Source organism: Maritimibacter harenae, from assembly GCF_009882975.1.
Taxonomy (GTDB): domain Bacteria; phylum Pseudomonadota; class Alphaproteobacteria; order Rhodobacterales; family Rhodobacteraceae; genus Maritimibacter; species Maritimibacter harenae.
The window spans coordinates 551,899-573,426 of record NZ_WTUX01000011.1 but is presented as its reverse complement, the minus strand read 5'-3'; the positions used below and the strand labels follow the sequence as shown (position 1 = coordinate 573,426).

The 21,528-nt window shown below is 66.5% G+C and carries 17 protein-coding genes; 7 read left to right on the top strand and 10 right to left on the bottom strand.

The window, feature by feature from the left end:
* Positions 1-99 precede the first annotated feature (99 nt).
* The 3 genes from GQE99_RS09490 (at position 100) to GQE99_RS09480 (ending at position 3,520) form a co-directional block, all read left to right on the top strand.
* Positions 100-864 (top strand): DUF502 domain-containing protein, encoded by a 765-nt coding sequence (locus tag GQE99_RS09490; protein WP_161351346.1) that lies wholly within the window; start codon positions 100-102, stop codon positions 862-864.
* Complete coding sequence (locus tag GQE99_RS09485; protein WP_161351345.1) at positions 861-1,469, top strand: LysE/ArgO family amino acid transporter; 609 nt, start codon at positions 861-863, stop codon at positions 1,467-1,469. The genes GQE99_RS09490 and GQE99_RS09485 overlap by 4 nt, the downstream gene beginning before the upstream one ends.
* Positions 1,470-1,711: 242 nt before the next feature.
* The gene (locus tag GQE99_RS09480; protein ID WP_161351344.1) at positions 1,712-3,520 is read left to right on the top strand and encodes an extracellular solute-binding protein; all 1,809 of its coding nucleotides are present in this window, start codon (positions 1,712-1,714) and stop codon (positions 3,518-3,520) included.
* Positions 3,521-3,553: 33 nt separating this feature from the next.
* Here the strand turns inward: GQE99_RS09480 and queA are convergent, their stop codons facing one another.
* Both queA and GQE99_RS09470 read right to left on the bottom strand, forming a co-directional pair.
* The gene (gene queA, locus GQE99_RS09475; RefSeq protein WP_161351343.1) at positions 3,554-4,621 is read right to left on the bottom strand and encodes a tRNA preQ1(34) S-adenosylmethionine ribosyltransferase-isomerase QueA; all 1,068 of its coding nucleotides are present in this window, start codon (positions 4,619-4,621) and stop codon (positions 3,554-3,556) included.
* Positions 4,622-4,628: 7 nt separating this feature from the next.
* Positions 4,629-7,871, bottom strand: coding sequence for a YhdP family protein (locus GQE99_RS09470; protein ID WP_161351342.1), 3,243 nt, complete (start codon positions 7,869-7,871; stop codon positions 4,629-4,631).
* A 156-nt stretch (positions 7,872-8,027) separates the two neighbouring features.
* Between GQE99_RS09470 and bcp the strand changes: the two genes are divergently transcribed.
* The 4 genes from bcp to GQE99_RS09450 all read left to right on the top strand — a co-directional run bounded on the left by bcp (position 8,028) and on the right by GQE99_RS09450 (position 11,358).
* Complete coding sequence (bcp, locus tag GQE99_RS09465) at positions 8,028-8,501, top strand: thioredoxin-dependent thiol peroxidase (RefSeq protein ID WP_161351341.1); 474 nt, start codon at positions 8,028-8,030, stop codon at positions 8,499-8,501.
* A 17-nt stretch (positions 8,502-8,518) separates the two neighbouring features.
* Positions 8,519-9,316: a ferritin-like domain-containing protein gene (locus GQE99_RS09460; protein ID WP_161351521.1), complete on the top strand. Its 798-nt coding sequence runs from the start codon at positions 8,519-8,521 to the stop codon at positions 9,314-9,316.
* Positions 9,317-9,473: 157 nt separating this feature from the next.
* Positions 9,474-10,802 (top strand): M23 family metallopeptidase, encoded by a 1,329-nt coding sequence (locus tag GQE99_RS09455; protein WP_328794082.1) that lies wholly within the window; start codon positions 9,474-9,476, stop codon positions 10,800-10,802.
* Positions 10,792-11,358 carry a bactofilin family protein gene (locus GQE99_RS09450; protein ID WP_161351339.1) on the top strand — a complete coding sequence of 189 codons (567 nt, stop codon included), beginning with the start codon at positions 10,792-10,794 and terminating at the stop codon, positions 11,356-11,358. The genes GQE99_RS09455 and GQE99_RS09450 overlap by 11 nt, the downstream gene beginning before the upstream one ends.
* A gap of 48 nt (positions 11,359-11,406) precedes the next feature.
* On the opposite strand, the gene GQE99_RS09445 is transcribed toward GQE99_RS09450, so the two are convergent.
* The 8 genes from GQE99_RS09445 to GQE99_RS09410 all read right to left on the bottom strand — a co-directional run bounded on the left by GQE99_RS09445 (position 11,407) and on the right by GQE99_RS09410 (position 21,434).
* Positions 11,407-12,189 carry a DUF2189 domain-containing protein gene (locus GQE99_RS09445; protein WP_407943792.1) on the bottom strand — a complete coding sequence of 261 codons (783 nt, stop codon included), beginning with the start codon at positions 12,187-12,189 and terminating at the stop codon, positions 11,407-11,409.
* 351 nt (positions 12,190-12,540) lie between these two features.
* Positions 12,541-13,668: a peptide chain release factor 2 gene (prfB, locus tag GQE99_RS09440; RefSeq protein ID WP_161351338.1), complete on the bottom strand. Its 1,128-nt coding sequence runs from the start codon at positions 13,666-13,668 to the stop codon at positions 12,541-12,543.
* Between the two features lie 59 nt (positions 13,669-13,727).
* Complete coding sequence (locus GQE99_RS09435; protein WP_161351337.1) at positions 13,728-14,984, bottom strand: Hsp70 family protein; 1,257 nt, start codon at positions 14,982-14,984, stop codon at positions 13,728-13,730.
* Positions 14,985-15,039: 55 nt separating this feature from the next.
* Complete coding sequence (locus GQE99_RS09430) at positions 15,040-16,131, bottom strand: ABC transporter ATP-binding protein (protein WP_161351336.1); 1,092 nt, start codon at positions 16,129-16,131, stop codon at positions 15,040-15,042.
* 30 nt (positions 16,132-16,161) lie between these two features.
* Positions 16,162-17,838 (bottom strand): alpha-amylase family glycosyl hydrolase, encoded by a 1,677-nt coding sequence (locus GQE99_RS09425; protein ID WP_161351335.1) that lies wholly within the window; start codon positions 17,836-17,838, stop codon positions 16,162-16,164.
* 7 nt (positions 17,839-17,845) lie between these two features.
* Positions 17,846-18,994: a carbohydrate ABC transporter permease gene (locus GQE99_RS09420; RefSeq protein ID WP_161351334.1), complete on the bottom strand. Its 1,149-nt coding sequence runs from the start codon at positions 18,992-18,994 to the stop codon at positions 17,846-17,848.
* Entirely contained in the window at positions 18,994-19,998 is a 1,005-nt protein-coding gene (locus GQE99_RS09415; protein ID WP_161351333.1) for a carbohydrate ABC transporter permease, read from the bottom strand. Before GQE99_RS09415 ends, GQE99_RS09420 begins: the two co-directional genes overlap by 1 nt.
* Positions 19,999-20,075: 77 nt before the next feature.
* Entirely contained in the window at positions 20,076-21,434 is a 1,359-nt protein-coding gene (locus tag GQE99_RS09410) for an ABC transporter substrate-binding protein (RefSeq protein ID WP_161351332.1), read from the bottom strand.
* Between the last annotated feature and the right edge of the window lie 94 nt (positions 21,435-21,528).

Genomic DNA, 21,528 nt, shown 5'->3' with positions numbered 1-21,528 from the left:
GGGCACGGCGCAGAAATGTGAAGCACCCCGGGTCACTTGGCATTGCCGCGCCGCGCTGCGGCGCATAGATATGTCAAGAACATCAGGGCCCGGCATCGAATGACGAAAGACAATTTCCCCGGCGATTCCCGCCGCCGCTGGCGGCCCTTCGCGGGGCTTCGCAACAATTTCCTCACCGGCTTGATCGTGGTCGCCCCGATCGCGATCACCCTTTGGCTGATCTGGTCCTTCGTCGGCTGGATCGACAGCTGGGTCCTGCCCTTCGTGCCGAAGAGCTACCACCCGGACATGCTGATCCAGCGCTACTTCGGCGACAAGGAGTGGTTCATCGCCGTCTTCGGCGAAAACGTGACGGTGAACGTGCGCGGGCTGGGCGTGATCATCTTCCTGATGTTCACGGTGCTCGTGGGTTGGATCGCCAAGGGCCTCATCGGCCGTCAGTTCATCACCTGGGGCGAACAGATCGTGGACCGCATCCCGGTCCTGCGCTCGCTCTACAATGGTCTGAAGCAGATCGCAGAAACCGTCTTCGCGCAATCGGACACCAAGTTCGACAAGGCCTGCCTCGTCGAGTATCCGCGCAAGGGCATCTGGGCGATCGCCTTCATCTCGACCACCGCCAAGGGCGAGATCGACAAGAAGATCCCGGTCGATGAAGACCTGATCTCGGTCTTCCTGCCGACCACGCCGAACCCGACCTCGGGCTTCCTGCTCTTCGTGCCGCGCCACTCGGTCATCCTGCTCGACATGAGCGTCGAGGACGCCGCGAAGCTCGTGATCTCGGCCGGGCTCGTCTATCCGAACAAGAAGGACACGGCGAGCGACGAGGGCGGCACGCCCCTACCCAAACCCGGGCAGGCATGACGCCCGCCCTCACGGGATTTGCCACGGGTTTTTCGCTGATCCTCGCCATCGGGGCGCAGAACGCGTTCGTGCTGCGCCAGGGGCTTCTGCAAAGCCACGTCTTCTGGTTGTGCCTGTTCTGCGCGGCCTCCGACGCGGTCCTGATCACCGCCGGGGTCGCGGGCTTCGGCGCCCTGGTCGAGGCATTGCCCGCCCTGCCCCTCGTCATGAGCCTGGGCGGCGCGGCCTTTCTCACCGTCTACGGGATCACCCGCCTGGTCGCGGCCTGGCGCGGCGGCGAGGCGATGGAGATCGCGGGCCGCGATCATTCGCTCATGCGCACGCTGGCCATCGCCGCGGCCTTCACCTGGGCCAACCCGCATGTCTACCTCGACACGCTGGGCCTCATCGGCGCGGTGTCCACGCAATACGCGGACTGGTCGGCGCGCATCGTCTTCGGGGCCGGTGCGGTCACGGCGAGCTTCGTGTTCTTCTTCGGGCTGGGCTACGGCGCGCGGCTTCTCGCGCCCCTCATGCGTTCGGCGCGGGCCTGGCAAGTGCTCGACCTTGTCATCGGCCTCACGATGCTGGCGATCGCCTGGAGCCTGGTGGCCGGCGTCCTGTGACGGTGCACGCCGCGTGGCCAAAAAAAACGCCGGCACAGAGGCCGGCGTTCAGTCATTGAGGCAGGTTTCATACAGGCAAGAAACCTATCGAGCAGTGCCCTCAATATAGAACGCACGACTTCAGAGTCCAAGCTAAAAGTTTGAAAAGTCACGGGTCGGCCTCTAGTCTCGGCCAAAAGCGCAGGCGCAGAGAGGAACCCAATTCCATGACAGTCGCAGATATCCGCCGATTCACCCAACATATGCGGGGTTTCGCCCTTGCCTTCGCCGTCGGCGTCGCGGGTGCGCCAGGTCTTGCCGAGCCGATGCACGGCATCGCCATGTACGGCGACCCGGCCCTGCCCCCCGACTACGAACATCTGCCCCAGGCGAACCCGGATGCGCCCAAGGGCGGGCAGATTACCTTCGCCGAATCGGGGAGTTACGATTCGCTGCACCCGGTCATCACCAAGGGCTCCGCGCCGTGGCAGTTGCGGTTCATGATCTTCGAGTCCCTCCTGGGCCGGAACTACGACGAACCCTTCACGCTCTACGGGCTTCTGGCCGAATCCGTCGAGACGGGGCCGAACCGCGAATGGGTCGAATTCACCCTGCGCGAGGAAGCGCGCTTCTCGGACGGCTCGCCGGTGACGATCGAGGACGTGATGTGGACCTTCGAGACGCTGGGCACGCGCGGCCACCCGCGCTACCGCGGCACGTGGAACGCGGTGGAGAGCATGGAACAGACCGGCCCGCGCTCGGTCCGGTTCACCTTCAACACCGACAACCGCGAACTCGCCCTCATCATGGGCCTGCGCCCCATCCTGAAGAAGGCCCAGTGGGAGGGCGAGGATTTCGAGCGCTCCGGTGTCACCGTGAAACCGATCGGCAGCGCCCCCTACGTGATCGGCGACTTCGAACAGGGCCGCTACCTGGAACTCGAACGCAACCCCGACTACTGGGGCAAGGACTTGCCGTTCATGAAGGGCCAGGCGAATTTCGACCTGATCCGGTACGATTTCTACACCGACAGCGACGTGATCTTCGAAGCCTTCAAGGCGGGCGAAGCCGACACCTACCGTGAGAGCAACCCGGAACGCTGGGCCACGCAGTACGACTTCCCGGCCGTCCAGGACGGTGACGTTGTGATGTCGGAGATTCCGCACCAGCGGCCCACGGGGATCGAGGGGCTGGTGATGAACACGCGCCGCGCGCCGTTCGACGACTGGCGCGTGCGCCAGGCGATGATCGAGCTCTTCAACTTCGAGTTCATCAACCAGACCCTGAACGGCGGGCGCGAGCCGCGCATCCAGTCGTATTTCTCCAACTCCGTGTTGGGCATGGACGTGGGTGAACCGGCCGAGGGCCGTGTGGCCGAACTCCTCGCCCCGTTCGAGGACGAGGTGCTGCCCGGCACGATCGACGGCTACGCCCTGCCCGAAACCGACGGGTCCGAGCGCAACCGCGAAGGGCTTGCACGTGCGCTCGACCTGCTGGCCGAAGCCGGCTGGACGCCCAAGGAAGGCGTGATGACGAATGCCGAGGGCGAGCCTTTGACCTTCGAAATCCTGATCAGCTCCACCGCGACCCGCAACCCGGCACGTGATCGCAAGATCGTTCAGATATACCGGGGCGCGCTTGCCAAGGCCGGGATCGACGTGACCGTGACCTCGGTCGACACGGCGCAATACACGGACCGCACGAACAGCTTCGACTTCGACATGACGTCCTTCTGGCGTGCCGTTTCGCTGTCGCCGGGCAACGAACAGCGCCTCTACTGGGGGTCCGAGGCCGCCGACCAGGAAGGCAGCCGCAACTGGATGGGCGTGGAAAGCCCCGCCATCGACGCGATGATCGACGAGATGCTGTCGGCGCGCAGCCGCGAGGACAGCCGCGCGGCCACCAAGGCGCTCGACCGGATCCTGACCGCGGGCCGTTACGTGATCCCGATCTGGTATTCGGATGTCTCGCGCATCGCCCACCGCAAGGAACTTCACTACCCGGAACGTCTGCCGATGTACGGCGACTGGCAGGGCTTCCTGCCGGACGTGTGGTGGTACGAGGAAGAATGAGCCGAAGACCCGGGGCCCCGGCCCCGGGTCCGCTCAGCCGTTGGGCAGCAGAAGCGAGGAATCGCCGTAGCTGAAGAAGCGGTAGCGCTCCTCGATCGCGTGGGCGTAGATTTCGCGCACCCGCTCCATCCCCATGAGGGCGGAAACCAGCATCATCAGAGTCGATTTCGGCAGGTGGAAATTCGTCATCAGCCCGTCTGTGATGCGGAACTCGAACCCCGGCCGGATGAAGATGTCGGTGGGCCCGCGCCACGGCGCGATCTCGCCCGGGCCGGACGCGGCGCTTTCGATCAGGCGCAGCGCGGTGGTGCCCACGGGGATGATCCGCCCGCCAGCCGCGCGGGTGGCGTTGATTTCAGCCGCCGCCGCCTCGGTCACCTCGCCCCATTCGGCATGCATCTTGTGGGCGCGCACGTCATCCACCTTCACCGGCAGAAATGTCCCCGCGCCGACGTGGAGCGTGACGTGCGTGCGCTCGACCCCGCGCTTGTCCAGCGCGGCCAGCAGCGCGTCATCGAAGTGGAGCGACGCCGTGGGCGCGGCCACCGCCCCCGTCTCGCGCGCCCAGACGGTCTGGTAGTCCTCGCGGTCCTGCTCGTCCGCCTTGCGCCGCGCCTCGATGTAGGGCGGCAGCGGCATGCGCCCGGCCTCGGCCAGCGCCGCGTCGAAGGCCTCTCCGGTGAGGTTGAAGGACAGCACCGCCTGCCCCTCGCGCCGCTCCAGGAGCGTGGCTTCGAGCCCGCCGGCAAATTCCACCGTCTCGCCGTCGCGCACCTTGCGCAGCGGCTTCACCAGCGCCTGCCACGCGCCCGGCATGGCATCGGGGGCAAGCAGCGTGACCTCGATCCGCGCCTCGGCCCCCTCGCGCCGTCGCACGCCCTCGAGCCGCGCGGGGATCACGCGGGTGTCGTTCAGGACCAGCCGGTCGCCGGGATGCAGCCATTCGACAAGGTCCGTCACCCCGGCATCGGTGATCGTGTCGGGCCCGGCCACGAGCATGCGCGCGGAGGAGCGCGGGCGCGCGGGCCGGGTCGCGATCAACTCTTCCGGCAGGTCGAAATCATACTCCGACAGCCGGGTTCCCACCTCTGCCTGTGTCATGCGTGCCTCATTCTTCGGTGACTTGTTGCGGGGCCTCGCGCCGGAAGATCTCCCGGAACATCCCCGGGGTCAGCAGCGACAGCGGGTTCACCCCCACCTCCACGTCGTCGTCCGGGCCGATGAGCGTGAAGTTGAAGCCCACCAGCCCTTCGCCATCGCGCAGGCTCATCACCCGGCCCAGCGAGTTGATCAGGTAGAAGGGCGACAGCGTGCCCTGCATGTCGAGCGAGCTCGTGTCGAAATCGTAATAGCCGTCCATCGCCAGCCCGAGCGAGGCCGACACCGCCGAGGACGAGTAGAGCGTCAGGCGTTCTTCGGACAGGTTGAAGCGCGCCTTCACCTCCGTGAAGCCGATGCCCGGGCCATTGAGCTGGTCGAGCAGGCCGATCACGGAAATCGCCGACAGCATCTCGGCCACGACCGGGGCATCGACGAGCCGCGTGTCGTTCATCTGGAGCTGGCCTTCGAAATTGCCCGACGACCCGTTGGCGCGCAGAAGCACCTGGAGGTCGCCGCCCTGCGCCATGCTGAAGACGCCCAGGCCCTTGAGCACGGCGCCCCCGTCATCGGCGCGGATGCGGTAGACCGCGCCCCGCTCGCCCGGTGCGATGCTGCCCGAGATCGGCGCCCCGTTCGAGACCTGCGCGGTGAACGGACCGCGCATGCCGTTGCGGCGGTCGAATTCGCCCGCGAAATTCTGAAGCGCGATGCCGTCCGAGACGACCACCTCGTCGAGGCGGAGCAGGAGCGGCGAGGCGTCCGGGTTCGGCCCGCCGTCACCGTTCATCGAGAAGCCCGCGTTGCGCAGGTCCACCCGGCCGCCGTCCAGTGAAATGACCACCGGAGCGCCCGGCCGCCCGGTCATCGTCACCGGCGCGTCCAGCCAGTCACCCACCCTCACGCGGCTCAGCGCCACGCGCTCAAGGTCGCCGCCGGCGGTCGTGAGCGAGCCTTCGGCGAGCATGCCGGGCGCTTCCAGTCGCATCGCGTCGATCGAGGGGTCGAGCCCCAGCGTCGCGGTCAGCGTCAAGTCACCGGGCGTGGTGCGCGGCTTGGACCAGTCCACCGCCGCGATCGTCAGCCCCACGCCCACGAGGTCGGTGCGCGCGGTCAGGATGGGTGAAGCGTCTTCGGGCAGTTCCAGCGTGAACTCCGCCGGCGCGTCGCCCACCACCATCGAACGGTCGAGACCAAGGTCGAGCTCGCGCACCAACGCCTCGCCGAAGGCCGCGGAGCCCGTGATGATCGACTTGCGTTCTTCCGCGCCGGGGCCGAACGGGTGCGTCCAGGTGGCGTCGTAGATGTCCACCTCGCCGAGCCGGCCGGCCCCCTTGATCGTGAGCTCCGTCGGGGAGACGGTAAAGTCCAGCTTGTCGGCGGCCAGCGTGCTGCCCGCGACCAGCTGATCCGAGGTCACGTCGCGCATCTCGCCCTCGACGGCGAAGTCGATCTCTTCCCAAGGCAGTTGGTCGAGCAGCAGGAAGCGCACGTCGGCGCGCATCTGCATGTAGCCGTCGGCCACGTCCGGTCCGTAGCCCGTCCCCTCGAACACCGTGAAAGGCTCGGCCTCGAGCAGCGAGAACGCGCCATCCGCGGGACCTTCCATGACGATCCGGGCCTCGGCCGGGGCGGGTTCGACGAAGACGTCGGGTATCACGAAGGTCGTCCCGGAGGCGTCCATCGCCACCCCGTTGGGCGCCGTGAGCGTGCCGGACGAGATGTCGACGGCCAGCCGGTCACGCACGAGCGTCACGGTCCCCGTCGCATCCTCGGCCACCGGCAGGTCCGGGCTCATCCGCACGTTCGTGTCCACCACGTGCACGCTCAGCACCATGTTCATCTTGTCGGCGGAATTGCCGAAGAGCACGAAATGGGCGTCCTCGGCCCGCCCGCCGTTCAGGTTCTTCACCACCCATTCGCGGGTGAGTTTGCCGGCGGTCTTGGGCCACACCTTCTTGAGTTCCTCGACCGTGAAATCGGGCGAGCGCAGGTCGATGTCGTATTTCCAGTCGTCGCCCTTCGCGCTCACGCCGCCGGTCATCTCGTAGCGCGTGTCGCCGCGAAAGAGCACGGTCTGCCCGAAGTCGATCGAGAACGGCGACAAGTTGATGCGCATGTCGGCGAAGCCCTGGTCGATGACCACGGGGGCATCGAAGAGCTCCGGCGTCACCAGCCGTGCCTCGTTCAGGCGAAGCTGCGCCAGGATCGATTGCGGCCAGTCCTTGTGGTAGTTCGTGAACAGGAGTTGGCCGTCGAGCGCGATCTCGCCCAGTTCGGAGGTGAAGGTCAGGCCGGAGAGTTCCAGGGAATCCTTCTGCGGGTCATAGTCGACGTAGCCGCGCGCGCCGCCGAAGGCGACCGGCGTCGCGCCCGGTTCCGGCTTGATCGCGCCTTCATTGATCTCCAGCGCACCCGCGAGATCCGAGATCTTGCCATCGGCCGAGATCGTGGTGCGCAGGGCCCCGTCGATGGGCGCGTCGACGACGCTGAGGAACGACAGCGCCGGAGTCTGCGCCCCGATGTCCTGGGCGGCCGCATTGGAGAAGTCGACCGACAGGGAGGCGGCGCTGTCGGCCTTGGACGAGCGCAGGTTGAGCTCGACCTCGGCCAGTTCGTCGGTCTGGTTGAACACGTCGAAGGTGACCTGGGTCTCGATGATCTGGTCGGTCTGGTGCACCGACAGGCGCCCGTCGGTCACCTGCCAGAGCCGGCCCGAACGCGCGTCTTCGAGCGTGATGGTGAGCCCCAGCGCCTCGACCCGGCTCGCGTCCTCGAGGATGCCGCCCACGAAGACCGCGTCCATCGCGTCGAGCATGTCGGCAAGGTTGCCGGTGGCCGTGCCGCCGCGCCCGAACTGAAGCGCGAAAGTGCCGTCGGACAGTCGTCGGAATGTGATCTGGGCGCCCGACAGGATCGCCGTGCGCGGCACCAACTCGCCACGCAGCAGTGGGCCGACGCGCACGCCCCCCTCGATGGAGTTGAGCTGCGCGATATCCAGCCCCGAGGCATCGCGAAGCCCGACGTCCACCAGCCGCAGGCGCGGCCAGCCCTTGGGCGTGACCCCGAACTCGATCCGGCGCAGGGTGATCGATCCCTGCGGCATGGCCGTATTCATCTCGGTCTCCACCCGCTCGGCCACCCAGTTGGGCAGCACGATCGCCCGGCCGGTCAGCGACATGGAGGCCAGAAGCAGAAACAGCCCGACCGCGGCGATGGCGAGGATGGACCAGATCCCGAGGTGAAAATGCAAACGGCGCGGCCGCCATCCGCGTTTGCGCGGGGCGGTATCCTGTGACGTCTCGGCGTGCCGTTCAGGCGGCGGGGCGGTCATGCGGGCCGGTGCTTTCCATCCGGGTTCTGAATGCGTAGACCGTGATTAGGGCAAGAGCCAGAAGAAGGGAAGAACATGGCAGATACCGTTCTCGAGGTCGGCGCCAAAGCGCCAGAGTTCAGCCTCCCCCGCGATGGCGGCGACACCGTCTCGCTGTCCGACTACGCCGGCAAGCCCGTCGTGCTGTTTTTCTACCCCAAGGCATCGACGCCGGGCTGCACCAACGAGGCGCGTGATTTCACCCGCCTGCTGCCGGACTTCGAAGCCGCGGGCGCGGCCGTGCTCGGTGCCTCCAAGGACACCGTGAAGCGTCAGGAGAACTTCGCCGCCAAGCAGGAGCTTGAAGTGCCGCTCCTGTCCGATGCCGAGGGCACGCTGTGCGAGGATTACGGCGTCTGGGCGGAAAAGAAGATGTACGGCAAGTCCTTCATGGGGATCGTGCGCACCACGTACCTGATCGACGCCGACGGCAAGATCGCGAAGGTCTGGCCGCAGGTGAAGGTGCCGGGCCACGCCGACGAGGTGCTCGCGGCGGTGAAGGCGCTTTGACCCTGACGCTGGCCGAAATGGCGGTCGAGGTGCTCTCGACCGCCGACGGACGCGAAAAGACGGCGCTGTCGCGCCGCCACGCCGCGACCTGGTTCGCGGCGCGCACGGCGGGCGAAGAGATCCCGATCGGCCGGGCCGATCCGCCGAACGCCCCGGCCCGGCCCGCCAAGCCGGAGTTGCGCGACCCGCGCGATGTGCCGCGCCGCCGCCCCGGCTCGCCGGAAGGGCGCAACGCACTGCTCCATGCCATCGCGCATATCGAGCTGAACGCTGTGGACCTGCACTGGGACATCATCCCGCGCTTCGCCCACGTGCCGATGCCGATCGGTTTCTACGACGACTGGGTGAAGGCGGCCGACGAGGAATCGAAGCACTTCAACCTGGTCTGCGACGCGCTCGAGGCCAACGGCAGCCATTACGGCGCCCTGCCCGCCCATGCCGGCATGTGGCGCGCAGCGGCCGACACGGTCGACGATTTCATGGGCCGGCTCGCCGTGGTGCCGATGGTGCTGGAGGCGCGCGGGCTGGATGTCACGCCGGGCATGATCGAGATCTTCCGCAAGGCGGGCGACGAAGGCGCGCTTGCCGCGCTCGAAGTCATCTATGCCGAGGAGGTCGGGCATGTCGCCTATGGCTCCAAGTGGTTCCACTTCCTGTGCGGGCGCCACGACATCGACCCGAAAGAAGCGTTCCACGACCTGGTGCGGCGATATTTCCACGGCCCCCTGAAGCCGCCGTTCAACGAGGAAAAGCGCGCCGAGGCCGGTCTCGCCCCCGATTTCTACTGGCCTCTCGTGGAGCAGAACGCCCGGTAGCGCTCACATCGGCGGGATCCTGCGCGCGGGCCGCGGGCCCATGCAGAAAGGGTGATATTTCCTTGCACTTAAGCATGAACGCGCGTTAATCACGGCCCAAGCGCGCCGAAGGGGAAAGAATGCGCATGTTGGGATGGGGCAATCAGACGGTGGAGACGTGCTGAAAAATCTGGCCTTGAGGTTCAACCGTCGGCTCGAGCGAAGCTTTCCGGAACAACGCCTGTTTCTGCGATCCGAACAGGGCACGCGTTTCGTCATCCTGCCCCCACTCACCCAGCTCATTGCCTGGACCGTCAGCGCGGCCTTCGTGGCCTGGGCGATCATCGCCACTGCCGTGCTGCTGATGGACTCGGTGTCCTCCGGCAATGCACGCGAGCAATCCGAGCGCGAACAGAGGCTCTACCAGGAACGGCTGCGGACGGTGTCCGAGCAGCGTGATGCGCGCGCACTGGAAGCCGCGCAGGCGCAGGAGCGCTTCAACCTGGCGCTGGCGCAGATTTCCGAGATGCAATCCGAGCTTCTGGCCTCCGAGGAGCGGCGCCGCGAGCTCGAGACCGGGATCAACGTGATCCAGTCGACACTCCGGCGCACGATGAACGAACGCGACGAGGCGCGCGGATCGCTCGAGGCGATGCTTGCGAGCGCGCGTGGCGAAGGCGCGTCGGGCGATGGCCCTGCGCCGATCATGGGCGACGACCTGAACCGGACCGTGGCGGTCCTGACCTCAGCACTCGAGGCGACCGCGGCCGAACGTGACGCGGCGCGCACGGAGGCACAGGAAGCCAAGGCCACGGCCGACGACCTTGTCTACGAGGCGCGGCTGCGCGACGAGCGCAACAACCAGATCTTCACCCAGCTCGAAGAGGCGGTGACCGTGTCGCTCGAGCCGCTGGACAAGATGTTCTCCGCCGCCGGCATGTCGACCGACAACATCCTGGCCCAGGTGCGCCGCGGTTATTCGGGACAAGGCGGCCCGCTGATGCCGATGATCCTGTCCACCAAGGGCGAGGAGCCCGACGCGGACATGCAGCGCGCGAACCAGATCCTGAACGAGCTGGACCGCATGAACCTTTACCGGATCGCGGCCGAGAAGCTGCCCTTCGACATGCCCGTGCGGCCCGGATCCTACCGTTTCACCTCCGGCTTCGGCCAGCGCTGGGGCCGGCTCCATGCCGGCACCGACATGGCCGGCCCCGTGGGCACCCCCATCTACGCCACCGCCGAAGGCGTGGTCATCCACGCCGACTGGCAATCCGGTTACGGCCGGCTCGTGAAGATCCAGCACGAGTTCGGGATCGAGACCCGCTATGCCCATATGTCGCGCATTCGGGTCAAGAAAGGGCAAAGGGTCTCGCGCGGGGACCGGATTGGTGATATGGGCAATTCCGGACGCTCCACCGGCCCCCACCTCCACTACGAGGTGCGCGTGGGTGGGAAGGCCGTCAATCCAATGACATACATCAAGGCAGGACGAGATGTTTTCTAAGAGCCGTATCAACGAACCGGGCCCCAAGGCGGGCGAGAGCGAAACCAGGCCCGAAGGCAGCGCACCGAAGCCCGCGGCCCCGGCCAGCTCCGGCAACAGCGCGACCGCCAGCGCCGCCCCGGCCAAGGCGAAAGCGCCCGCCTCGACCCTGTCCTCGGACCTCACGATCGTCGGCAACCTGAAATCGACCGGCGACATCCTGGTCGAAGGCACCATCGAAGGCGACATCCGCGCCCACATGCTGACCGTGGGCGAAACCGCCACGGTCAAGGGTGAGGTCGTGGCCGATGACGTCGTCGTCAACGGCCGGATCGTGGGCCGCCTGCGCGGCCTCAAGGTGCGCCTCACCTCGACCGCGCGCGTCGAAGGCGACATCATCCACAAGACCATCGCGATCGAGAGCGGCGCCCATTTCGAAGGCTCCGTGCAGCGCCAGGAAGACCCGCTGAACGGGGGCCGTGCCGCCGCGAAGCCGCAACAGGCGGCCCCGCAGCAGGCCAAGCCGCAGCAACAGGCCCCGGCCCAGCCGGCGCCGAAGAGCTCGTCGCAGAGCTGATCCGATCTTGGACCTGCTTTTCAAAGGCCGCCTTCGGGGCGGCCTTTTTCATTCCGGGTGGACGAGCGCGCGGCGATAGAGATGCCAGGTCGCGTGACCGAGCACCGGCATCACGATGAAGAGCCCCAGGAACGCCGGGATCATCGCCACGAAGAGCAGCACCCCGATCAGCAGGCCCCAGACCAGCATCACGGCCCGGTTCGTGGCCACGAACTGCCACGACACGATCATCGCCGTGATGAAATCGAGCTCCTTGTCGAGCAGCAGCGGCAGGCTCACCACGGTCAGCGAAAACAGCACGTAGGCCGTCGCCGCCCCCACCAGGGAGCCGACCGCCAGCATCTTGATCCCGTTGAAGGAAAAGATCGTGTGCTGCCAGTCCGACAGGATGTTCGTCATGGGCATCAGCCCGAGAAACAGCGCGAAGATCATGTGCGCGATGAACACCCAGAACAGGAAGATCATGATGATGACGACCGCCATCGACGGGATCTGGCGGTCCTTCTGGCGAAACACGACGCCCAGCACCTCGCCCCAGGGGATCGTCTTGTCCCCGCGCTCGAGCCGATGTGAAAGCTCGTAGAGTCCCACCGCCAGGAACGGGGCCAGGAGCGGGAAACCCAGGGCGACCGGGATGATCGAATAGCTCTGGTCGGCATGCCGCAGCTGGAAGTACAGGATGAGCCCGCCGATCACGTAGAAGGCGGCGAAGAACAGCCCCATCAAAGGCGCGCGCGTGAAGTCGCGCCAGCCGAGACGCAGGATCTCGGGGATGACGCTCATGCGCACGGTGCCGACGTCCGGCGTCGGCGACGGCTGGGTCGCTGAAATGTCCGTCAAAGGGTCCTCCCGCACGAAAAATCGTTCGCGCGCGATGAATCTGGGCGAGACAGGTCGTTGTCGTCAAGTCCGTTGATGGTGGCGGCGCGGGGAGCCGTGGCTGCTTTCCGGTTCCCCGGGACTGATCCGAGCGGATACGTCCTGCGCAGCCCGGCTNCTAGAATCCTAGAATCCTAGAATCCTAGAATCCTAGAATCCTAGAATCCTAGAATCCTAGAATCCTAGAATCCTAGAATCCTAGAAAAGAAAGATTCGCACGCCCCCTGAAATCAAGACCTTACCAGGCTCACCTGATGTGAAATCTGAAGATTTCCGGCGACCAGACGCGGCACAGCGCCCGCGTCAGTCTTCGGCGTTGGCCTCGGCCCGGCTCTTGCCGGCCACGTCCATCGCCAGCGTCGCGCCCATCAGGCCGTCGAGGTCCCCGTCAAGCACGCCCGAGGTGTCCGAAGTCTCGAACCCCGTGCGCAGGTCCTTCACCATCTGGTAGGGCTGCAGCACGTAGGACCGGATCTGGTTGCCCCAGCCCGCATCGCCCTTGTTCTCGTGCGCCTCGTTGATCGCCTCGTTCCGGCGGTCGAGCTCCATCTGGTAGAGCCGCGATTTCAGCGCCTTCATGGCGATGTCGCGGTTCTGGTGCTGCGACTTCTCGGAACTGGTCACGACGATGCCGGTCGGGATGTGCGTGATCCGCACGGCCGAGTCCGTGGTGTTCACGTGCTGCCCGCCCGCACCGGAGGAGCGGAACGTGTCGATGCGGATGTCGTTGGGCTGCACCTCGATCTCGATGTTGTCGTCCACCACCGGGTAGACCCAGACCGAGGAGAACGAGGTATGGCGGCGCGCCGAACTGTCGTAGGGCGAAATGCGCACCAGCCGGTGCACGCCGGACTCGGACTTCAGCCAGCCATAGGCGTTGTGCCCGGAAATCTTGTAGGTGGCCGACTTGATCCCCGCTTCTTCGCCCGGGGTCGTGGATTGCAGCTCCACCTTGTAACCATGCGCCTCGGCCCACCGGACGTACATCCGCGCAAGCATCGAGGCCCAGTCGCAGCTTTCGGTCCCGCCGGCGCCGGAATGGACCTCGAGATAGGTGTCGTTGGCGTCCGCCTCGCCGTCGAGCAGCGCCTCGATCTCGGCCTGGGCGGCCTTTTCGCGCAGCGCCTTCAACGTCTCCTCGGCATCCTTGATGACCTCTTCGTCACCTTCCATCTCGCCAAGTTCGATCAGCTCCACGCTGTCGTTCTTGTCCTGCTCCATCGCCTTGTAGCCGTCCATCGCGGCGACGAGCGCCTGGCGTTCGCGCATGAGCTTCTGCGCCCGGTCCGGGTCGTTCCAGAGCTCCGGGTCCTCGGTCATCGCGTTGAGTTCCTCCAGCCGGTGTTCGGCGGTGTCCCAGCCGATCCGTTGCCGCAGGAGCGCCAGCGATTTCTCGATGGCCTCGACGTTGTTCTGTGCCTCTGCCCGCATGTTCGTTCCTCTGCGCGTTATCCGGGTCTACCTAGCAACGCCACCCGCCACGGGCAAGGTCACACGGGCGTTCCGATGCGCCGGTCGATGGCCAGCGCCAGCCCGTCGACCACCGCGGTGAAGGCCTCGGAGCGTTCGAGCGCGGCGTTGGGGCAGACCGCGCGGGCCGCGTCCGACACCAGCGTCATGAGCGACGAACCCCCGACCAGCACCACCCGGTCCACCGCTTCGCCCGGGACCGTGGCGCGCGCCAGGGTCTCGCGGATCGCGGCCGTGATCTTGTCGGCATGGCGGGCCAACGCGGCGTCCATCGCCGGGCGGGTGATGTCGGCGGCAAGCCCCGGCTCCACCAGCCCCATCGCCACGCGCCCTGCCCCGTCCGGGCCGTTGGCCGCGATCTTGGCGCGCTCCACGGCAAAGGCCAGGTCGTGGCCCAGTTCCTCCTCGATGACCGTCTCGAGCCGTTCGATGAGCCGGGGCTCCACCGCGTGACGGGCGTAGTCACGGATCGTGCGCCGGGTTTCGGGGGCGTAGAGGAACGGGATGCGCGCCCAGGTGGCGAGGTCGACGAACAGCGCACGCGGCATCGGGAGGCGCCCGTCGCCGAAGTCGCGGGTCAGCTCGCTGCCGTGACCCAGGAGCGGCATCACCCGGTCGAGCGAGATCGCCTGGTCGAAATCCGTGCCGCCCAGCCGGATGCCGTGCGACGACAGGATCTCGGCCCCCGCATCGCCCGAGCGAAAGACAGAGAAATCCGATGTGCCGCCGCCGATGTCGACGACCAGCCCGATCCCGGCGCCCGGCCCCGCGGCGATGGCCGCGGCCTCGGGTTCGCGCACGACGCGCAGGCGCTCGAAGCCGGCGGCACGGTAGCAGGCGGCCAGGTCGTCGGCCGCGCGCGCGTCGCGCTCCGGGTCGGCGGAATGGAAATGGACCGGCCGCCCCGACACCGCCCCGGTGAAGGTCTGCCCGGTCATGTGCTCGGCCCGGTCCTTCACCTCGCCAAGGAACGCCGTCACGATGTCGGCCAGCGTGCGCCGGCGGCCACCGATCAGCCGGCTTTCGTGAAACAGAGCCGTGCCCAGCACGCTTTTCAGCGCGCGCATGTAACGCCCTTCGGTGCCCGCGATCAGCGCGTCGCCGGCTTCCGTCCCGATCCGCATCCGGCCGCCGGTGGGAAAGAACACGGCCGTGGGCAGCGTGTCGGCCCCGCCCTCCAGCGGCACGCGCAGCACGCGGTCGCCGTCCAGCACCGCGGCTGCGGAATTGGACGTGCCGAAGTCGATGGCGAGCGTCGATTGAAGCTGGTCGCGCATGGGGCCTCCGAGGGAAAGCGCCCCGTCTAATCCCCGGCGCGCGTCCCGTCCAGCCCTAGCGGCGCAGCGACTGCCCGTTGGCGAAGAGATGGACCTTGGAGGGGTCCGCGGTCAGGCGCACGATTTCCCCGCGCAGGCCCTGGTGGATGCCGGGCAGCTTCGCGATCAGCGGATCGGCATCGCCTTCGGGCACGAAGTAGAGCAGCGTCACCTCGCCCAGCCGTTCCACGTAATCGACGGTGGCATGGAGGATGTAATCCTCGCCCTCCTCCGCGATGCGGAAATCCTCCGGCCGGATGCCGGCCTTCACGTCGCGCCCCTTGTCGGCGTCCTGCGTGGCAATGTCGCTGTAGGCGGTGCCGTGGCCGGTGATGTCGACCTCCGTGCGCGCGCCCGTGCCCGAAATCTTGCCCGGCAGCAGGTTCATCGAGGGCGAGCCGATGAACTGCGCCACGAATTCGTTGTCCGGCGTTTCGTAGAGGTCGAGCGGGCTGCCCACCTGGGCGATCCCCTTGTCGGCCAGCACCACGATCTTGTCGGCAAGTGTCATCGCCTCGACCTGGTCGTGGGTCACGTAGATCATGGTGGAGTTCGGCATCGCCTCCTTCAGCTGGGCGATCTCGATCCGGGTGGCCACGCGCAGGGCGGCGTCGAGGTTGGAGAGCGGTTCGTCGAAGAGATAGACCTTGGGATCGCGCACGATGGCGCGCCCGATGGCCACGCGCTGGCGCTGGCCGCCCGACAGCTCCTTCGGAAGCCGGTCGAGGAGGTTGTCGAGTTGAAGGATGCCCGCGGCCCGGCGCACCGCCTCGTCGATCTCCTCCTTCGACTTCTTCGCGATCTTCAGCGCGAAGGACATGTTGTCGTAGACCGTCATGTGCGGGTAGAGCGCGTAGCTCTGGAACACCATGGCGATGCCGCGCTCGGAGGGCGGCACGTCGTTGACCTTGAACCCGTCGATCTCCAGCGTGCCCGCGGTGATCTTCTCCAGCCCCGCGATCATGCGCAGGAGCGTGGATTTCCCGCAGCCCGAGGGGCCGACGAAGACGATCAGCTCGCCCGTCTTGATGTCGAGGTTGATGTCCTTCAGCACCTCGACCTTGCCGCCATACGTCTTGCCGACATTGGTCAGTTTGAGTTCCGCCATGTGTCCTCCCCGGGCCCCTTGTTCTGTTGTTCAGGCCGCTTCGTCCTCGAACCGCTGAAGCAGGATCGAGGGTTGCCAGTGTGCCAGATAGATCTGTCCTTCGAGCCGCGGGTGCGCGGCGTTGAGTTCGGCGCCCACCGCCATCCAGTCGCCCTCCGGCGGCGCGATCGTGACCGGCTCCTCGCCCATGTTCATGGCGAAGAAGACGTCCTCGGTCTCGGTGCGGCGGCGGAAGCTCAGCACGGTGCCGTCGACCGCGATATCCTCGATCGACCCGTACTTGAGCGCCTGGTGCGTATGCCGGAAGGCGATCGCACGCCGGTAATGGTGGATGAGCGCGCCGGGGTCCTCCTCGGCCGCGTCGACGGCGAGCCCGAGGTGCTCGGCCGGGACCGGCAGCCACGGCCGCCCGCCGGGGGTGAAGCCGCCAAGCGCCTCGTGGCTGTCCCAGACCATCGGCGTGCGACAGCCGTCGCGGCCCTTGAAGTCGGGCCAGAACTCGATCCCGTAGGGATCCTGAAGATCCTCGAAGGCGATGTCGGCCTCCGGCAGGCCCAACTCTTCGCCCTGGTAGATGCAGGCCGAACCCTTGAGGCACATCATCAGCGTGACGAAGCCGCGCGCGGCCGCCGGCGATAGGTTCCAGCGTGACACGTGGCGCTCCACGTCGTGGTTGGAATAGGCCCAGCAGGCCCAGCCGTCACCCGCCACTCGCTCGATGTCGCGCATCACCTGCGCCACGTACTCGGCCGTCGGGGTCGAGCCCGAGAGGAGCTCGAACGCATAGCACATGTGCATGGCATCGTCGCCGCGCGTGTATTCGCCGAGGATCTCGAGCCCGCGCTGGTCGTCGCCGACCTCGCCGACGGCGGCCGCGTTGTAGGGTTTCATCACCGCGCGCAAGCGCTTGAGGAACTCCAGGTTCTCGGGCCGCGACTTGTCGTAGAGGTGGTTCTGCCAGGTGTAGGGGTTCACCGCGGGCGCGATCTTGGCCTGCCGCTCCTCGGGCCGCAGCGGCGGGTTGTCCCGAAGCTTCGCGTCGTGGGTGTAGAAGTTGATCGTGTCCAGCCGGAAGCCGTCCACGCCCCGGTCGAGCCAGAACTTCGCCACCCCCAGGAGCGCCTGCTGCACCTCTTCGTTGTGGAAGTTGAGATCGGGCTGCGAGGTCAGAAAGTTGTGCATGTAGTACTGGAGCCGCGCCCCGTCCCACTGCCAGGCGCTGCCGCCGAAGATCGACAGCCAGTTGTTGGGCGGCGTCCCGTCGGGCTTGGCGTCCGCCCAGACGTACCAGTCGGCCCGCTTGTTGTCGCGCGAGGCGCGGCTTTCCACGAACCAGGGATGCTCGTCCGAGGTGTGCGACAGCACGAGGTCGATCATGACCTTGAGCCCCCACATGTGCGCCGCCTCGATCACCGCGTCGAAATCGGCAAGCGAACCGAACATCGGGTCGACGTCGCAGTAATCGGACACGTCGTAACCGAAGTCCTTCATCGGCGAGGTGAAGAAAGGCGAGATCCAGATCGCGTCGACTCCGAGCGACGCGATGTAGGGAATGCGCCCGACGATACCGAGGAGATCCCCGATCCCGTCCCCGTTGGAATCCTGGAAGCTGCGCGGGTAGATCTGGTAGATCACCGCGCCGCGCCACCAATCGGGGTCTTTCTCGAGATGGGTGTGCTGGGGTGCGTTCTGGACGTTGACGTTCACGAGGGCCTCATTTGACCGATCCGGCCAGGAGGCCGCGGACCAGGTAGCGTTGCATGAAGAAGAAGACGGCGAGCGGGACAGCCATGGAGACGAAGGCCGCCGTGGCCAGCACCTCCCAGTTGCCGCCGCGAGTGCCCAGGAGTTCCACGATGTGACGGGTCATCACGGTCGTGTCGCCCGAGGAGTCGACGAGGAAGACGATCGCGACCAGCAGGTCGTTCCAGGTCCACAGGAACTGGAAGATCGCGAAGCTGGCGAGCGCCGGGAAGGACAAGGGCAGGATGATGCGCACGAAGATCTGGAAATCCGTGGCACCGTCCACGCGCGCGTTCTCGATGATGTCGCGCGGCAGCCCGGCCATGTAGTTGCGCAGGAGATAGATCGCCAATGGCAGGCCGAAGCCGGTATGGGCGAGCCAGACCCCGAGATACCCCTTCCCGATGCCGATCGACAGGTGGAGCTTGAGAAGCGGGATGAGCGCGAGCTGCAATGGCACGACCAGGAGCGCCACGATGGCGGCGATCAGGATCGCCCGGCCCGGGAAGTTCATCCAGGCGAGCGCGTAGGCTGCGAAGGCGGCGAAGAGGATCGGGATGATCGTCGCCGGGATCGTCACAGTGACCGTGTTGAAGAACGCCTTGGTGATGCTGTCCGACGTGCCCCCGAAAAGCATGTTGTCGTAGTTGCGCAAGGTGAACTCCGGCGGGATCAGCGCGGTCGCGAAGATGCGCTCGCCCCGGCCCGAGACCTGCTCGTCAGTGCCGCTCCAGCGGTAGCTGCCGTCGGCCTCGACGGTGATCTGCCCGTCGTCGCCCAGGTCGGCGGTATCGCCGGGGGCATACGCCGACACGTCGCGCGCCGAGGTGCCCCAGCTCGACAGCTCGATCCCCTGGTCGGCCTCGAAGATGCGGCCCTCGACCACGTAGAGGTCCCCTTCGGCGACGCGCGCTTCGTCCGGATCGGCTGTGCGGTAGCGGTCCGTCTGCTCGGTCGGGAAGAACGCCTTCCACCAGCCGGACGACGAAATCTGGTCGGCGGTGCGGAACGAGGACACGAGAAGCCCGAGCGTGGGGAAGATCCACAGCGCCACGATCAGGATGACGCTGATGTTGACGGCCCAGCCAAGCGCCGGTTTGCGGCCTGCGATATTGTCCATCAGCGCATCTCCTTGCGGGCCTGGCGCACGTTCCAGATCAGGATCGGCAGCACCAGCAGCATGATCACCATCGCGCTGGCCGAACCGACGCCCCAGTCGTTCGAGCGGAACAGCTTGTCGTACATGTAGTTGGCCAGGACCTGCGTGCCCCATTGGCCGTTGGTCATGGCGAAGACGATGTCGAAGATCTTGAGCACGAGGATCGTGATCGTGGTCCAGACCACCATGATCGTCGGCATGATCTGCGGCACCTTGATCTTGAAGAAGATCTGGAACGGGTTGGCCCCGTCCACGATGGCCGCCTCGATCGTCTCTTCGGGGATGCCCCGCAGGGCGGCCGACAGGATCACCATCGCGAAGCCGGTCTGGATCCAGATCAGGACCACCATGAGCAGGAACGAGTTCAGCCCGGGAATGGTGAGCCAGGCCTGCGGCTCGGAGCCCCCGAGCGCGAGGTAGACGGCGTTCAGGATGCCGATCTGCTCTTCACCGGCCGGGCGGTAGTCGTAGACGAGCTTGAAGATGACCGAGGCGCCGACGAAGCTGATTGCCATCGGCATGAAGATGATCGACTTGGCGACGCTGCCCCATTTCAGCCGGTCGGTGAGCTGGGCGATGATCAGGCCGAAGAGCGTGGACAGCCCCGGGACCACCAGCAGCCAGAAGAAGTTGTTGCGCAGCGCCTCCCAGAATTTCGGGTCGCCGGTCATCTGCACGTAATTGTCGACCCCGGCCCATTCGTAGCCGCCGGGGACGCGGTCGGTGAGAGACAGGCGGATCGTCTCGATCACCGGGTATGCGAGGTACAGGCCAAGCGCGAAGAGCGCGGGAAACAGGAAGATCCAGGGCCGGATCATGTTGGCCCGGTTGATGTTGCGCCCGGCGTTCTTGCCGCGCGCCGGGAAAAGCACCCGGTCCAGCAGCAGGTTGGACAGATAGAAGTAACCGATGGCCGCGATCACGGCGATGCCGACGGTCAGAACGGCCTGGATGGCTGGATGCATCTGTCTTCCCCGGAATTTCGCTGGGTGGTGAAGACGGGCCGCGCGTGGCGGCCCGCCCCGATGTGCGTGGCCTCAGATCACTCTTCCGGCCAGCTGTTCTCGACCGCCTCGGCGACCTCTTCGGCCGAGGCGCCGCCGGCGTAGTCGACCATCGCGGTCCAGAACGAACCCGCGCCGACCGCGCCCGGCATCAGGTCGGAGCCGTCGAAGCGGAACGTGGTCGCGTTGGTCAGGATCTCGCCCTGTGCGCGCAGCGTGTCATCCGCGTAGGCTTCCGGGTTGGCGCCGGTGTGCGGGGTCAGGAAGGCGTCCTGTGCCATCATGATCTCGTTGGCGAACGCGGTCTGGAAGAACTGCATCAGGCCACGGGTGGCTTCGCTGTCGTCGGTGATCGACATCAGCGTGCCCGCGCCCAGCACCGGGGTGCCCAGGTCCTTGTCCGCGTAGGCCGGGAAGTAGAAGAAGTCGACGTCCTCGCCCACTTCGGTGCCTTCCGGGAAATAGGCCGGGATGAACGACGCCTGGCGGTGCATCATGCACTGCGCCGGCACGTCGAAGAGACCCTTGGGCGAGTCGCGGAAGTCGACCGAGGCCACGGCCTCGCGCCCGCCGGACACGCGCCCGTCCTGAAGGAACCAGCCGAATTCCTCGATCGCGTTGACCACGGCCGGGTCGTCGAACGGAATCTCGTGGTTGACCCACTGGTCGTAGACCGACGGCGGCTGCGTGCGCAGCATCAGGTCCTCGACCCAGTCGGTGGCCGGCCAGCCGGTCGCCCCGCCGGAGCCCAGGCCGATGCACCAGGGTGTCTCCCCGTCCTCGACCATCTGCTCGGTCAGCGCCTTCAGCTCTTCCATCGTCTCCGGCACTTCGTAGCCGAAGTCCTCGAAGTTCTCCGGGATGTACCAAACGAGCGACTTGACGTTCACGTTGAAGAAGAAGCCGTAGAGGTTCTCTTCGCCGCTCTCGTTTTCGTAGGTGCCCAGGTCGACCCAGGATTCGCCGGCGGCGTAGTTCGCCTCGATCCAGTCGGCGGTGTCGTCCGACAGCGGCTCGAGGAACCCGCGCGAGGCCATGTTGGCCGCGAGCCCCGGCTGCGGGAACACCGCGATGTTGGGGGCCGAACCCGCCTCGGCGTCGATGACGATCTGCTGTTCCATCGAGTCCGAGCCGACGTAGGACACGCTCGCCCCGGTCGCCTCTTCGAAGAACGCCAGCAGGTTCTCGAAGCTTTCCTGCTCACCGGCGAGCCAGGGGCCGAGGATCGTGACCTCCTGCCCCTCGTAGTCGTGTTCGGCAGCGAATTTCTCGAGCTCTTCCCACAGGTACGGGCCCTCGCCCGGCGTGAACAAGGTCTCGTCCATGTGGCTTTCGGCCTGCGCCATGCCCGCGACAAGCGCGAGTGTCGCAGCACTGCTGATGAGTTTGAATTTCATGAAGTCCTCCCAAGGCGTTGAATTGTCGTTTCTTGCCGGTCGGATACGGCAACGAGTCACCACACCCAAACCGCTTTGGATGCCTCAAATTTGA